Here is a 13,166-nt window from a genome sequence, read left to right on the forward strand (position 1 = left end):
TTGCGGGCCTGCAATCCATGCAAAGCGCTTTCTTCCGGCCGTGCCGGTGCGGCAAGATGCGGGCCTGCCTTTCGAGCTCAAGGCGCCTATCGGAGGCGCGCGGTTCGAGCGCCGCAGCCTCGTCCCGCCGTCCTTCCTCAGACGTCTGCGCGGGCATGTCCGCAACATAATGGGCGCAGTCCGGTGGAAATTGCCCAAATCTCAGGATAATCCCGACTCGGGGCGGTGGGATGCCGCACAAGGATCGGGAGGAGACACAGATGACGGACAGCGCATCTGAGCCGGAAGCGAGCGTCCTGTCGCGGATCGAGGGGATGCGCGACAAATCCCCTGCAGCGCGGCACAGGGCGGTTGCCGAGGCGGCCGGACTTGCACCGGACGCGCTCGAGGCGCTGTCGGATCGTCCTGCGCTTTCGGTGTCGCGGGCCGACGGGATGATCGAGAATGTCATCGGCACGTTCGAGCTGCCGCTGGGCGTCGCCACCAATTTCGTTGTCAACGGGCGCGACTATCTGGTGCCGATGGCGGTCGAGGAACCCTCGGTCGTGGCGGCCGCGTCCTACATGGCCAAGCTTGCCCGCGCGGGCGGCGGTTTCACGGCCAGTTCGACCGCGCCGATCATGCGGGCCCAGATCCAGATCCTGGGGATCGGCGATCCCTGCGGGGCGCGTGCCCGGCTTCTGACGCATCGGGACGAACTGATCGCACTGGCCAATCGTCGCGACAGCATGCTGGTCGCGCTGGGCGGCGGCTGCCAGGATATCGAGGTCGAGGTCTTCGCGAACTCGCCGATCGGGCCGATGACGGTGCTGCATCTGCTGGTGGATGTGCGCGACTCGATGGGGGCCAATGCCGTCAATTCGATGGCCGAGCGGCTGGCGCCCCGGGTCGAGGAGATCTCGGGCGGGCAGGTGCGGCTGCGCATCCTGTCGAACCTGGCCGACCGGCGGGTGGTCACGGCCAGCGTACGGGTGCCGGCCGAGGCGCTGGCCACGACGGCCCATGACGGGGCCGAGGTCGCGCGGCGGATCGTCGAGGCCTGCGCGCTGGCGCTGATCGACCCTTACCGCGCCGCGACCCATAACAAGGGCATCATGAACGGGATCGACCCGGTCGTCGTGGCCACCGGCAATGACTGGCGCGCGATCGAGGCGGGGGCGCATGCCTATGCCGCGCGCTCGGGGCGCTACACCTCGCTGAGCACCTGGGAAATCGGCACCGGTGATGCGCTGGTCGGCACGCTGGAAATCCCGATGGCGCTGGGCATTGTCGGGGGCGCCACGCGCACCCATCCTGCGGCGCAGGCGGCGCTGAAACTGATGGGGATTGCTTCGGCCCGGGAACTGGCCGAGGTCACGGCCGCGGTCGGGCTGGCGCAGAACATGGCGGCGTTGCGGGCGCTGGCGACCGAGGGTATCCAGCGCGGTCACATGGCGCTTCATGCCCGCAATATCGCGATCACCGCCGGGGCGACGGGCGGTGAGGTCGACCGGGTGGCGAAAGCCATGGTCGCTGCGGGCAATGTCAGTGTCGCCCATGCCAGGCTGGTGCTTAAAGGTGCCTGAACTGTTGAAAACCGGAGACAGATCCATGACGAACACGACCCGACGCAGGATGGTGCAGCTCGGCGCCGCGGCCCTGGCCGCCCCCGCCTTCCTCCGGACCGGTGCGGCCCGGGCCGATGGCGTCACCAGATGGCGGATGCAGGCGCTCTGGGGCGGCGGCACCACGCCGATGCGCTATGAAGAGAAATTCTGCGCCCGGATCGCCGAACTGACCGGCGGCGCCTTCGAGATCACCCCCTTCTCGGGCGGCCAGATCGTGCCCTCGGCCCAGGCCTTCGATGCGGTCCGGGGCGGCGCCTTCGAGCTGATGAAGACCTTCGACGGCTATACCGCGGGCAGGATCCCGGCGCATGGCTTCTCGTCGACCGTGCCCTTCGGTTTCCCCGAGGCCGACCAGTACGAGGCCTGGTTCTACGAACGCGGCGGGCTGGAGCTGGCGCGCGAAAGCTATGCCCCTGCGGGCCTGACCTATATCGCGCCGACCGTCTATGGCGAGGAGCCGATCCATTCGCGGGTCGAGATCCGCAGGATCGACGACATGAACGGGCTCAAGGGCCGTTTCGTCGGGCTGGCCTCGGCGGTGATGGCGCGCTTCGGCGTCTCGGTCTCGCCGCTGCCAACCTCCGAGGTCTATTCGGCGCTCGACAAGGGGCTGATCGACATCGCCGATCGCGGCGACATCAAGGCCAATTACGAAGAGGGCCTGCATGAGGTCGCGCCCTTCCTGATCCTGCCCGGGGTGCATCAGCCCACGACCGCCACCTCCTATGTCGCCAATACCCGCGCCTATGAGGCGCTCGACGACCAGAAGAAGGCGGCGCTGGCGGTGGCCGCGCGCGAGATCTCGGGCATGCTGCGCCAGAACATCATCGTCTCGAACGGCGAATACCTGGCCAGGTTCGAGGAGGCGGGCGTCGAGATCCTGACCCTCGATCCCGGGGATGTCCTCGAGGCGCGCGGCCGCGCCATCGAATACTGGGCCGAGGCCGCGACCGACGATCTGTCGCGGCGGATGATGGACTCGCAGATCGCGCTGATGAAAGAGCTGCGCCTGCTCTAGACCCGACCCGGCGCCCGGGGCCTCATGCGGGGCCCGGCGCCGCCCTTGCGGAGCCTCCGATGACGACACTGGCCCGGTTCATCACCGCCCTCAACCGGGGCCTTTTCGGCCTTGCGAAATGGCTGGTCTACGCCATCGTGGCTCTGATGCTCTGGGAGGTGGTGCAGCGCTATTTCCTGTCGCATCCGACCTCCTGGGCGCCCGAGCTTGCGACGCTGGTCTTCGGGCCGTTCTTCCTGCTGGGCGGGCCCTTCATGCTGCATACCGGCGGCCATGTCGCGGTCGATCTGCTGTCGTCGCGGGCGACAGGCCGGCTGGCGCGGGGGCTGCATCTCGCGGGGCTGGCGCTGGCGGCGGCCTTCGGGCTGATCCTTCTGTGGTTCAGCCTGCCGCTGGTGCTGCAATCCATCAGCTATGGCGAAACCAGCTATTCGGCCTGGAACCCGGTGGTGTGGCCCGCCAAGGCCTTCCTGCCGCTTGGCGCGGGGCTGCTGGTCCTGCAGGCGCTGGCCGATGCCATCCTGGCCTTCGCCGCGGAGGATGACGCGTGATCGAAAGCTCGCTTGTCCTCGTCTTCATGTTCACCGCGCTCGTGGCCTTCATGCTGAGCGGCGCGGGGCTGGCCTTCGTGCTGGGCGCCATCGCCTTCATCTCGACCATCCTGTTATGGGGGCCCTCGGCGCTGATCGTCGCGGTGCTGAACACCTTCGAGACGATGACCTCGGAGGCGCTGATGGCGATCCCGCTTTACGTGCTGATGGCCTCGATCCTCGAGAAATCGGGTATCATCGAGGCGCTGTACGAGGCGATGGAAACCTGGTTCTCGCGGCTCAATGGCGGGCTTGCGGTCGGCACCATCGCGATCTGCACCATCCTGGCCGCGATGACCGGCGTGGTCGGCGCGGCGGTGGCGGCGATGGGGATCCTGGCGCTGCCCTCGATGCTGGCGCGGGGCTATCACCCGCCGCTGGCCTTGGGCGCGATCTGCGCGGGCGGTACGCTGGGCATCCTGATCCCGCCCTCGGTGGTGACGATCGTCTTTGCCATCACCGCCCAGATGTCGATCGGCCAGATGTTCGCCGCGGGCATCGTGCCGGGGCTGATCCTGGCGGGCAGCTATTCGGCCTATGTGCTGATCCGGACCTGGCTCAATCCCGCGTTGGCGCCGAGGCCCGCCGACGCGCCGCATCTGCCGCTGGGCAGGAAGCTGGCCAAGCTGAAAAGCCTCGTGCTGCCCGGCTTCGTGGTGCTGGGGGTCCTGGGCTCGATCTATGCCGGGCTCGCGACACCCACCGAGGCCGCGGCGGTGGGGGTGCTCGGTGCCGCCCTGTCGGCGCTGGTCACGCGCAGGCTCAGCCTGCCGATGCTGTCGGAGGCGGCCGGAGACACGCTTCGGGTGACCGCGATGATCCTCTGGATCACCATCGGTGCCCGGGCCTTCGTGTCGGTCTTTGCCGCCACCGGCGGGGCAGACTCGCTTCTGGGCTTCGTCGAGGGGCTCGAGACCTCGCGCTGGGTCGTGCTGGGCGCGATGGTGCTGGTCCTGATCTTCCTCGGGCTGTTTCTCGACGAGATCGGCACCATCCTTCTCTGCGTTCCGGTCTTCCTGCCCATCGTCAAGGCGCTGGGCTTCGATCCGCTCTGGTTCGGCGTGCTGTTCATGATCACGGCGCAGATGGCCTATATCACGCCGCCCTTCGGCTATACGCTCTTCTACCTCAAGGGGGTGCTGCCGCCGGGGCTGGGCATCGGTCAGGTCTATCGCGGCATCGTGCCCTTCTTCCTGATCCAGCTTGGCGTGCTGCTCCTGTTTGTCGTGTTCCCGGATCTGGTGACCTGGCTGCCCGAAACCCTGCTGCCGAGCCTCAAATGAGCCCGGCTGCGCCCGCGCCTGCCGCCCCGGATCCGGGTGCGACCCGACGTCCGCAACAGGCGGTTTTCGCTTGGCTTTGGACGGTCTGCGGCGTTAAAGGGCGGCGACGCCGCGACGACCGCCCCGGCCGTTCCGGACCGGGCAGGCTTGATGCCGGTGTCGCGGAGTTTCGCTTGGCACACGGATATCCCATGCATCTCTGTCGGGCGCGCCCGCCCCGGACCGGCAAGGGCGCGGCCCGATGAGCGCCGAGCCTGTGCCCGCGACGCTGCCCGAGGATGCCTCGCGCGCCCATGCGCCGGGCAAGATCATCCTGTCGGGCGAGCATGCCGTCGTCTATGGCGCGCCTGCGCTGGCCGTTGCGGTCGCGATCTATACCGAGGTCTGGTTCCGTCCGATCCATCCCAGCGACGGGCTGAAGACCGTGTTCGCCCAGGTCTCGCAGGGCGCGTTCTATCCGCTTTCCGCGCTCGGTCATTTCAAGCAATCGCTCGATCACCGCTTCGAGGCCTTCCTGCGCGGCGAGATGAAGGTGCAGCAGATCCTGCAGCGGCCCGACGATCTGATCGTCTACACGCTGATGTCGCTGGCGCAGCGGCTGCCGATGCCCGGCAAGAGCCCGGGCCATTGCCTGCCGGTGCCGGGCCAGCTCGGCGGCACCAGCGCGCTGCCGCTGGGCGCGGGCATGGGCTCGTCGGCCTCGATCATCGCGGCGACGATGGTGCTGTACGAAACCCTGCTCGACCGGCTCCACAGCACCGAGGAGCGCTTCGAATGGGTCCGCTTCTGCGAGCGGCTCCAGCATGGCAAGGGCGGGGCCATCGACGCGGCCGCCGTGACCCAAGGCGGCGCGGTCCGGGTGCAGGGCGACAATCGCTTCACCCCCGCCATCCCGTCCGGTCACGGGCTCTGGCATGGCGATGGCTGGTACTGGGTGCTGCATGGCAAGCCCGCCAGCTCGACCGGCGAATGCGTGGCCGCCGTGCGCGAGGCCCATGGCGGCGATCAGGCGCTGTGGCAGGGCTTCGAGGCCTGTACCGACGCTTTCCAGGCCGCGCTCGAGGCCGACAGCTCGCCGCTTTACAGTCTGCGCGAGAATCACCGCCTGCTGAGCCGTATCGGCGTCGTGCCCGAGGCCGCGGCGCGTTTCATAAGCGAGGTCGAGCTTGCGGGGGGCGCGGCCAAGATCTGCGGCGCGGGCTCGATCCGGGGCGAACATGGCGGCGTGATCCTCGTCCATCAGCCCGAAGCGCCGAAGATGGAGCGTCTGATGGAAGGCCATCCCGAGCTGCGCTGGGCGCCCCTGCAGGTCGCGCCCACCGGGGCTGCCTTCGGAGCGCCGCAATGAAGGTGTCCGCCCCCGGCTCGATCATGATCACCGGCGAACATGCGGTGGTCTATGGCCATCCCGCCATCGTCGCCGCCATCGAGCAGCGTATCGAGATCGAGGTGAGCCCGCTGCCGCAACGCTGGCTCGAGATCGTCTCGGAAATCGCCGAGCCGGCCACGGTCGATCTCGACCGGATCGCGGTCGAGGGGCCCTATCGCTTCGTGCTGGCCGCGGCCGCGCGCTTTGCCGGGCGTCTGTCCTCTGGCGCGCGGCTCGAGATCCGCTCCGAGATCGACCCGACGCTGGGGCTCGGGTCTTCGGCCGCCGTGACGGTGGCGGCCCTTGGCGCCTTCGCCCGGCTGAGCGGCGCGCCCACAGAGGGGCTTCATACCGACGCGCTGGCGATCGTGCGGCAGATCCAGGGACGGGGCAGCGGGGCCGATCTGGCGGCAAGCCTCAGGGGCGGCATGAATGCCTATCGGCTTGGGGCCGACATGCTGACCGGCGCGCCGCCCGAGACCGCCCGCGCATGGATCGACCGGCTGCCTTTGCCGCCCGCGCTCGGCCTGCGCTATGCGGGCTACAAGACGCCCACGGCCGAGGTGCTGGCCCGGATCGCCGGGGCGATGGCGGGCCGCGAGGCCGAATTCGCCGCGCTTTACGACCGGATGGGGGCCTGTGCCGCGGCGGCGATCGCAGCGGCACAGGCGCAGGACTGGACGGCATTCGGCGCAGCGCTAACCCGCTATCAAGGCCAGATGATCAAGCTTGGGGTCTCTGACGGGACGCTGTCGCGGATCATCGCCGACGCAGAGACCACGCCGGGCCTGCTGGCGGCCAAGATCTCGGGCTCGGGGCTGGGCGATTGCGTGCTGGCGCTGGGCGCGCGGCCCGAGGGCTTCACGCCGGTCGCGGTGGCAGAAGAGGGACTTGTGATAGATGACTGACCGCGCCCGCGCGATCTTCGACGCCGTTCTTCCGGCGCGCCTGCCCGAGCCCGTGGCATTCTCGGCCGCGGCTCCCAGCAATATCGCGCTGTCGAAATACTGGGGCAAGCGCGATGCCAGGCTGAACCTGCCGCTGAACAGTTCGCTGTCGATCTCGCTGGCCGAGTGGGGCACGACGACCCGGGTCGGCCCGGCCTATGACGGTACTGACGCGGTCTGGCTGAATGGCGCGCGGCTTGGCCCCGAGACCGGCTTTACCCGCAAGGTGGTGGCCTTTGCCGACCGGTTCCGGCGCGGCCAGACCCTGCCGCTGCATGTCGTGACCGAGAACACCATCCCGACCGCGGCGGGGCTGGCCTCGTCGGCCTCGGGCTTTGCCGCGCTGACCCGGGCGCTTGCGGGCAGCTTCGGGCTGGATCTGGCCGAGGACAGGCTCAGCATGCTGGCGCGGTTCGGCTCGGGCTCGGCCACGCGCTCGCTCTGGCACGGCTTCGTGCGCTGGGAGCGGGGCGCGCGCGCGGACGGCAGCGACAGTTTCGCCCGGCCGCTGCCCGAGATCTGGCCCGAGTTCCGCATTGCCATCATCCGGGTCGATACCGGCCCAAAAAGCCGCTCCTCTCGCGACGGCATGGGCCATACGGTCGCGACGAGCCCGCTTTTCGGGCAATGGCCCGCGCAGGCCGAGGCCGATTGCACCGCCATCGAGGCCGCGATCCGCGACCGCGACTTCCCCCGGCTCGGCGCGCTGGCCGAGGCCAATGCGCTGGCCATGCATGCCACCATGATCGCCGCGCGCCCGGCGCTGTGCTATCTCAAGCCGGAAAGCTGGCAGGTTCTGGGTCGGCTCCGGGCCGCCCGCCAGGACGGGCTCGAGGCCTATGCCACGATGGATGCGGGGGCCAATGTCAAGCTGATCTTCCTTGAGGACAGCACGCCCCGCATCGCCGAGCTTTTCCCCGAGGCGGTCATCGTCGAGCCCTTCGGCGCGGCCGCGACTGTCTGACGGCCGCTTCCCGAGCCCGAAGAGCCTGCAAATCCGCCCCCATCGCCTGTGCATCGCAGCCATGTCGCGTGCGAGCGCGGGTAGCTCCGGTCGGAGCCTCGCGATGGCTTCGGCGAGGTCGTGGCGATGGTATCGTCGCCCTATGGCTGCGTACGGAATACAGGTCTTACCGAGCTAATCATGGCTCGCCGCGCCGGGGTCGTGCGGGGCAGGGAGGCGTTTTCTTCATCGCTCCGGTTGCTGCCCCGGCTTCGGCGCGGCTTGTGGCGCCCAGGGGGAAGCAAGACCAGGCTCTCCTGACAGCCCCGGCCCTGAGGCCGGAGCGCCCGGAGAGACGACTGTTGGCGCTCAGCCCAGGACGCGGCGCGCGATGACCTGCGCCTGGATCTCGGCGGCGCCCTCGAAGATGTTCAGGATGCGCGCGTCGCAAAGGATGCGGCTGATCGTGTATTCCAGCGCGAAGCCGTTGCCGCCATGGATCTGCAAGCCGTTATCGGCCGCCGCCCAGGCAACGCGGGCGCCCAGCAGCTTGGCCATGCCGGCCTCGAGATCGCAGCGCCTGTCATGGTCCTTTTCCCACGCCGCGAAATAGGTGAGCTGGCGCGCCACCATGATCTCGACCGCCATCATGGCGAGCTTGTCGGCGACCCGCGGGAAGGCGATCAGCGGCTTGCCGAACTGCTTGCGGTCCTCGGCATAGCGCATCGAGACATCGAGCGCGGATTGCGCCACGCCGATGGCGCGCGCCGCGGTCTGGATCCGGGCCGATTCGAAGGTCTGCATCAGCTGCTTGAAGCCCTGGCCCTCGACCCCGCCCAGAAGGTTCTCGGCCGGTACCTCGAAGCGGTCGAAGCCCAGCTCGTATTCCTTCATGCCGCGATAGCCCAGCACCTCGATCTCGCCGCCGGTCATGCCGGCGGAGGGGAAGGGGTCGTCCTCGGTGCCGGGCGTCTTCTCGGCCAGGAACATCGAGAGGCCCTTGTAATCGGTCGTCTCGGGATCGGTCCGCGCCAGCAGCGTCATCACATGGGCGCGCGCGGCATGGGTGATCCAGGTCTTGTTGCCGGTCACCTCGTAGGTCTCGCCCGCCTTGACCGCCCGGGTCCGGAGCGCGCCGAGATCCGAGCCGGTATTGGGTTCGGTGAAGACCGCCGTGGGCAGGATCTCGCCCGAGGCGATCTTCGGCAGCCAGTGGGCCTTCTGCTCGTCGGTGCCGCCGCAGAGGATCAGCTCGGCCGCGATTTCCGACCGGGTGCCAAGGGACCCCACGCCGATATATCCGCGCGAGAGTTCCTCGGAGACGACGCACATCGAGGCCTTGGACAGCCCGAAGCCGCCGAATTCCTCGGGGATGGTCAGCCCGAACACGCCCAGCTCGGCCATCTCCTCGATGATCTCCATCGGGATCAGCGTGTCATTCAGGTGCCAGTCATGGGCATTGGGCTCGACCCGGTCGAGGGCGAAGCGGCGGAACTGCTCGCGGATCATCTCGAGCTCGTCATCGAGCCCGGTCGCGCCCAGCGTGACATTGGCGACCTGCTCGCGCATCAGCGCCACCAAGCGGGCGCGGGCGGCGGGCGTGTTGCCGCCCCGGATCAGCGCGCTCACCGCGTCGGAATGGAAGGCGTGATGGGCCTCGGACGAGACGCCAAGCTCGGGCAGGCGGACGATCTCGCCCTGGCTCATCGGGATGCCGCCCGCGATCTGGGCCAGGTATTCGCCGAAGGCGATCTGCAGGATCAGCTGCTCGATCTCGCCGAATTTGCCCTGTTCGGTCAGCCGGTCGGCCCAGCCTCGCATCTGGCGCAGCGCCCGGGCATAGGTGGCAAGCCAGGCCAGCCCGTGGGCGGCATGCTGTTCGGCCTCGACAAGGCGGCCCGAGACGCGGCCCTCCTCGGTCACGCGGGCGGCGAGCGCGGTGCGCGCGGCCTCGGTCACCGCGTCGACGGGGCCGAGCGCGGCCTCGGTCAGCGTCAGAAGATCGGCGAGCAGCGCCTGTTCGGCGGGCCTGTCCTGACCGTCATGGGGCATGAATCGTCTCCTTCCTTCGGGCTTGCCGTGACATAGGGCTTTCGCATTTGCAGCGCAACAAAAATTCAATTGAGGCGATGATATTGAAGGATAATGATCGCGCTGTTTTTGCGGCTGCGGCAAGAGCCGGTCCGGTATATAGCCGGAGCGGGAGGCGGAGATGATATTTGGTATAGATATATATCTGTTTGTCGCGGCCGTCGGGGTTGCGCTTGTCGCAGGGGTCGTCAAGGGCGCTGTCGGCTTCGCCCTGCCGATGATCCTGATTTCGGGCCTGTCGAGCTTTCTGCCGGCCGAGCTGGCGCTGGCCGGGCTGGTGCTGGCGACGCTGCTGACCAATCTGGCCCAGGCGTTCCGGCAGGGGGCGGCGGCGGCCTGGGAATCGATCACGCGCTACCGGTTGCTGATCGGCTGCGTGGTGCTGGCGATCTGTCTCAGCGCGCCGCTGGTTCCGGTCCTCTCGGACCGCGTGCTCTATCTGCTGATCGGGGGTCCGATCACGATCTTCACCCTCTCGCAGCTGGCGGGGCGGCAGCTGATCCTGCCCGCCCGCCACCGGGGCAGGGCCGAGATCGCGATGGGGCTGACCGGCGGATTCTTCGGCGGGATCTCGGGGGTCTGGGGGCCGCCGGTGATCGCCTATCTGCTGTCCTTCAACACCGAGAAGACAGAGATGATCCGGGTGCAGGGGGTGGTGTTCCTGATCGGCTCGGCGATGCTTTTGTTCGCGCATCTGGGCTCGGGCGTGCTGAACGCGCAAAGCCTGCCCTTCTCGGCCGCGCTGGTGCTGCCTGCCGCGCTCGGCATGTGGGCCGGGCTGCGGCTGCAGGACCGGCTCGACCCGACCCGGTTCCGCCGCGCCACGCTTCTGGTGCTGGCGGTGGCCGGGCTGAACCTGATCCGGAAGGCCGTGATGGGCTGAGGCCCGAACCCGGGGCCGTGGCAGCCCGGGGCGGCTCGGGGTTCAGCGGGCGTTGATCCGCTCGATATAGGCGCGCAGTTCCTCGGCCTCCTGGCGGGAATGCTGAAGCCCGTCCATCGCCGCGTTCAGTTCGGCCTCGGTCTGGTTCAGCTGGTTGGTCAGCTCGGCCTCGCGCTGTTCGAGATAGCCCACCGCCTGATCGCGCGCCTCCTCGGCCTCGTGCAGGGCATGGGCCATGCGGTCGAGTTCGCCCATGTCGGCGGTGGTCGTGCGGCCGAGCCGCTGCACCAGCCAGCAGGCGACCCAGCCCAGGGCGAAGGCCACGAACAGCATGACGCTGGTGACCAGAATGAATTCAGTCCTGTCCATCGGTCGGGTCCTCTTCGCCGGCTTCGGCCGGTGTGTCCTCGTCTGTGGCGGCCGGGGTGGCTTCGCCGCTCTCGTCATCCGCTTCGACGTCATCCGCTCTGACGTCATCCTCTGCGGCAGCTTCCTGCCCGGCATCGCCGGTCCCGGCGTCGCTCGCCTCGCTGTCCTCCGCCTCTTCGGTGGCGTCTTCCGTCGAGGCGCCGTCGTCGATCAGGTGGAACTCGATCCGCCGGTTGGCCTCGCGCCCCTCTTCGGTATCGTTGGTGGCGACAGGGTCGACCTCGCCATAGCCCCTGGCGGTCAGGTTGCCGACCAGCACGCGCCGGGCCATCAGCGCATCGACCACGGCATCGGCGCGGGACTGGCTGAGCCGCAGGTTCATCTCGTCGCGGCCCTGGCTGTCGGTATAGCCCGCGATCTCCATCTTCGCGCGCGGACAGTCGCGCAGGATGTCTGCGATTTCATCGACCACCCGCAGAGAGGTGCCGTCGATGGTGGCCGAGCCGGGGTCGAAGGTGATCTTTCGCTTGGCAAGCGCCGCGTCGATCCGTGCCACGCAGACAGCCGGGTCGGTCTGGCCGGCGCCCTCGGTCTCTGCCGGGGCGCGATAGGTGATGTTGATGTCGAAATTCTGTGCATTGCCCAGGCGGTCGGAGAGGATCTGCGCGATCCGCGCCCGGGCGGTCTTGTCCTCGGTCAGACCGCTGATCTGCACGAAATCGGGCTGGACGATGGCCGAGCCGTTGCGCAGCTGCGCCAGCGCCTCGAGCCCGGCCAGCATCCTGACCGGCCAGCCCTCGGGCAAGGCGGGGTCGAGCCGCAGCGCGGAATGCACCTGCCGGCTGCCGAAGCGCGACCGCGCATAGCTTTCGGTCGCATCGCGCACCATGCCGTCGGTGGCGCGGCCGCGAAGCTGCACCAGGCCCTCGGGGCTCAGCGTGGCGATGAATTCGGCGGGTCCGGCCGTGGCCTCGGCCTTGAGCGGTGCCGGCAGGACCGCATGAAGCTTGAACGCCTCGGGCAGGTCGTTCTTCAGCGTGGCGCTCACCCGGTCGAAGAGCGCAGGCGTGGTGCCAGCGGCGGCGACGAGGGTCACGTCGGTGTCCGAGAAGGTGAGACTGCCCCCGCCGAGCTCCGCGAGCGCCGAGATGCCGCGGGCGGCGGCCTGCCCCCAATCGGCCGAGGGGGCGCCGAGCCCGAGGGTGCAGCTGGTGTCCTCGGGCGCGCCGGCTTCGCGTGCGGCGGCCATGATCAGCGCCGCGGCGGCTTCGGTATCGGCGGCGCAGGCATCGAAGCGGGCGCCCTCGTCGTCCATCAGGAAGCGCAGGGTGAAGGGGGCGATGATCGGGCGGGGTGCCGAGATCTCGAGCACGAGCTCGAGCCCCTTCGGCGCGGTGCGGCGCAGCTCGCCTTCGAGCCTGGCCTTGTCCTCGGCGCTGTTCGAGATCGCGGTGACGGCCACGCGCGTGGCGGTGATCGAGACCTTCGAGCGTTTCAGCCGCTCGAGTGCGGTCAGCCCGAACCCGAGCGCGCCATTCCAGCCATCGGGCGCCGGGTCCTCGGCGACATCCATCATGTCGGTCACTGGCAGTCGCCCGGCGATCCGCGACAGCTCGTTGGCCAGCGCCTCGGTGCGCGAGCTTTGCGGGATCAGCCCGATCACCGAGATCCCTGTATCGTTGCGCAGCAATTCGATCGAGAAGCGCGGGCCGTCCACCGGGTTCGGGGCGGCAATCTCGATCTCGTCGATCAGATGGGTGCTGTCGACCACGCTGCCGGCGGCCGCGAGGGCGTGGAACCGCGCGGCCTCGTCGGGAGCGGTGCCCGAGAGTCGCATCAGCATGCCGTCGGTGCGGGCGCTGGCCCAGTCGATGCCGCGCGCCTGCAGGGCCTCCCGGGTTGCCTGCCGGGCCTGGCTTTCGATGCTCTCCACCGCAAGCAGCGCGGCGCCGAGGCAGACGAGTGCTGCCAGCGCGAAGACGCCGGGAACGATCAGCTTGTGAAGAAGGCGTCGCATCGGCCTGTCCTGGCTTGGTGTGTCATCGGGGCCCTTTCGTGATCGTCAT

General features: G+C 68.9%; 11 protein-coding genes. 8 read left to right on the forward strand and 3 right to left on the reverse strand.

The features are described 5' to 3' along the window. Window positions 1-260: 260 nt before the first annotated feature. The 7 genes from ACK8CO_RS14995 (at window position 261) to mvaD (ending at window position 7,778) form a co-directional block, all read left to right on the forward strand. On the forward strand, window positions 261-1,565 hold the full coding sequence (locus ACK8CO_RS14995; RefSeq protein ID WP_414897135.1) for a hydroxymethylglutaryl-CoA reductase, degradative: 1,305 nt from the start codon (window positions 261-263) through the stop codon (window positions 1,563-1,565). Window positions 1,566-1,590: 25 nt separating this feature from the next. Beyond that, window positions 1,591-2,625, forward strand: a complete 1,035-nt coding sequence (gene dctP / locus ACK8CO_RS15000) for a TRAP transporter substrate-binding protein DctP (RefSeq protein WP_080617109.1) — start codon at window positions 1,591-1,593, stop codon at window positions 2,623-2,625. Between the two features lie 59 nt (window positions 2,626-2,684). Next, entirely contained in the window at window positions 2,685-3,176 is a 492-nt protein-coding gene (locus tag ACK8CO_RS15005) for a TRAP transporter small permease subunit (protein ID WP_414897136.1), read from the forward strand. Continuing rightward, entirely contained in the window at window positions 3,173-4,498 is a 1,326-nt protein-coding gene (locus ACK8CO_RS15010; protein WP_414897137.1) for a TRAP transporter large permease, read from the forward strand. The genes ACK8CO_RS15005 and ACK8CO_RS15010 overlap by 4 nt, the downstream gene beginning before the upstream one ends. 241 nt (window positions 4,499-4,739) lie before the next feature. Beyond that, window positions 4,740-5,846: a mevalonate kinase gene (locus ACK8CO_RS15015; protein ID WP_080617107.1), complete on the forward strand. Its 1,107-nt coding sequence runs from the start codon at window positions 4,740-4,742 to the stop codon at window positions 5,844-5,846. Next, complete coding sequence (locus tag ACK8CO_RS15020; protein ID WP_414897138.1) at window positions 5,843-6,775, forward strand: mevalonate kinase; 933 nt, start codon at window positions 5,843-5,845, stop codon at window positions 6,773-6,775. The genes ACK8CO_RS15015 and ACK8CO_RS15020 overlap by 4 nt, the downstream gene beginning before the upstream one ends. After that, window positions 6,768-7,778 (forward strand): diphosphomevalonate decarboxylase, encoded by a 1,011-nt coding sequence (gene mvaD / locus ACK8CO_RS15025; RefSeq protein WP_414897139.1) that lies wholly within the window; start codon window positions 6,768-6,770, stop codon window positions 7,776-7,778. The genes ACK8CO_RS15020 and mvaD overlap by 8 nt, the downstream gene beginning before the upstream one ends. Before the next feature lie 348 nt (window positions 7,779-8,126). On the opposite strand, the gene ACK8CO_RS15030 is transcribed toward mvaD, so the two are convergent. Then, window positions 8,127-9,809 (reverse strand): acyl-CoA dehydrogenase family protein, encoded by a 1,683-nt coding sequence (locus ACK8CO_RS15030; protein ID WP_414897140.1) that lies wholly within the window; start codon window positions 9,807-9,809, stop codon window positions 8,127-8,129. A 160-nt stretch (window positions 9,810-9,969) separates the two neighbouring features. Between ACK8CO_RS15030 and ACK8CO_RS15035 the strand changes: the two genes are divergently transcribed. Next, complete coding sequence (locus ACK8CO_RS15035; protein ID WP_080617103.1) at window positions 9,970-10,731, forward strand: sulfite exporter TauE/SafE family protein; 762 nt, start codon at window positions 9,970-9,972, stop codon at window positions 10,729-10,731. A 42-nt stretch (window positions 10,732-10,773) separates the two neighbouring features. On the opposite strand, the gene ACK8CO_RS15040 is transcribed toward ACK8CO_RS15035, so the two are convergent. Together ACK8CO_RS15040 and ACK8CO_RS15045 are read right to left on the reverse strand one after the other, a co-directional pair. Further along, on the reverse strand, window positions 10,774-11,100 hold the full coding sequence (locus ACK8CO_RS15040; RefSeq protein ID WP_080617102.1) for a hypothetical protein: 327 nt from the start codon (window positions 11,098-11,100) through the stop codon (window positions 10,774-10,776). After that, on the reverse strand, window positions 11,087-13,117 hold the full coding sequence (locus tag ACK8CO_RS15045) for an OmpA family protein (RefSeq protein ID WP_414897141.1): 2,031 nt from the start codon (window positions 13,115-13,117) through the stop codon (window positions 11,087-11,089). Before ACK8CO_RS15045 ends, ACK8CO_RS15040 begins: the two co-directional genes overlap by 14 nt. Between the last annotated feature and the right edge of the window lie 49 nt (window positions 13,118-13,166).

Origin of the sequence: Rhodovulum sp. HP10, assembly GCF_047553435.1 — a bacterium.
Lineage (GTDB): Bacteria > Pseudomonadota > Alphaproteobacteria > Rhodobacterales > Rhodobacteraceae > Rhodovulum.

Bases quoted from the DNA above. Each gene is read 5' to 3' on its own strand.
- ACK8CO_RS14995 (WP_414897135.1), top strand. From the start codon at position 261: ATGACGGACAGCGCATCTGAGCCGGAAGCGAGCGTCCTGTCGCGGATC.
- dctP (WP_080617109.1), top strand. From the start codon at position 1,591: ATGACGAACACGACCCGACGCAGGATGGTGCAGCTCGGCGCCGCGGCC.
- ACK8CO_RS15005 (WP_414897136.1), top strand. From the start codon at position 2,685: ATGACGACACTGGCCCGGTTCATCACCGCCCTCAACCGGGGCCTTTTC.
- ACK8CO_RS15015 (WP_080617107.1), top strand. From the start codon at position 4,740: ATGAGCGCCGAGCCTGTGCCCGCGACGCTGCCCGAGGATGCCTCGCGC.
- ACK8CO_RS15020 (WP_414897138.1), top strand. From the start codon at position 5,843: ATGAAGGTGTCCGCCCCCGGCTCGATCATGATCACCGGCGAACATGCG.
- mvaD (WP_414897139.1), top strand. From the start codon at position 6,768: ATGACTGACCGCGCCCGCGCGATCTTCGACGCCGTTCTTCCGGCGCGC.
- ACK8CO_RS15030 (WP_414897140.1), bottom strand. From the start codon at position 9,809: ATGCCCCATGACGGTCAGGACAGGCCCGCCGAACAGGCGCTGCTCGCC.
- ACK8CO_RS15035 (WP_080617103.1), top strand. From the start codon at position 9,970: ATGATATTTGGTATAGATATATATCTGTTTGTCGCGGCCGTCGGGGTT.
- ACK8CO_RS15040 (WP_080617102.1), bottom strand. From the start codon at position 11,100: ATGGACAGGACTGAATTCATTCTGGTCACCAGCGTCATGCTGTTCGTG.
- ACK8CO_RS15045 (WP_414897141.1), bottom strand. From the start codon at position 13,117: ATGCGACGCCTTCTTCACAAGCTGATCGTTCCCGGCGTCTTCGCGCTG.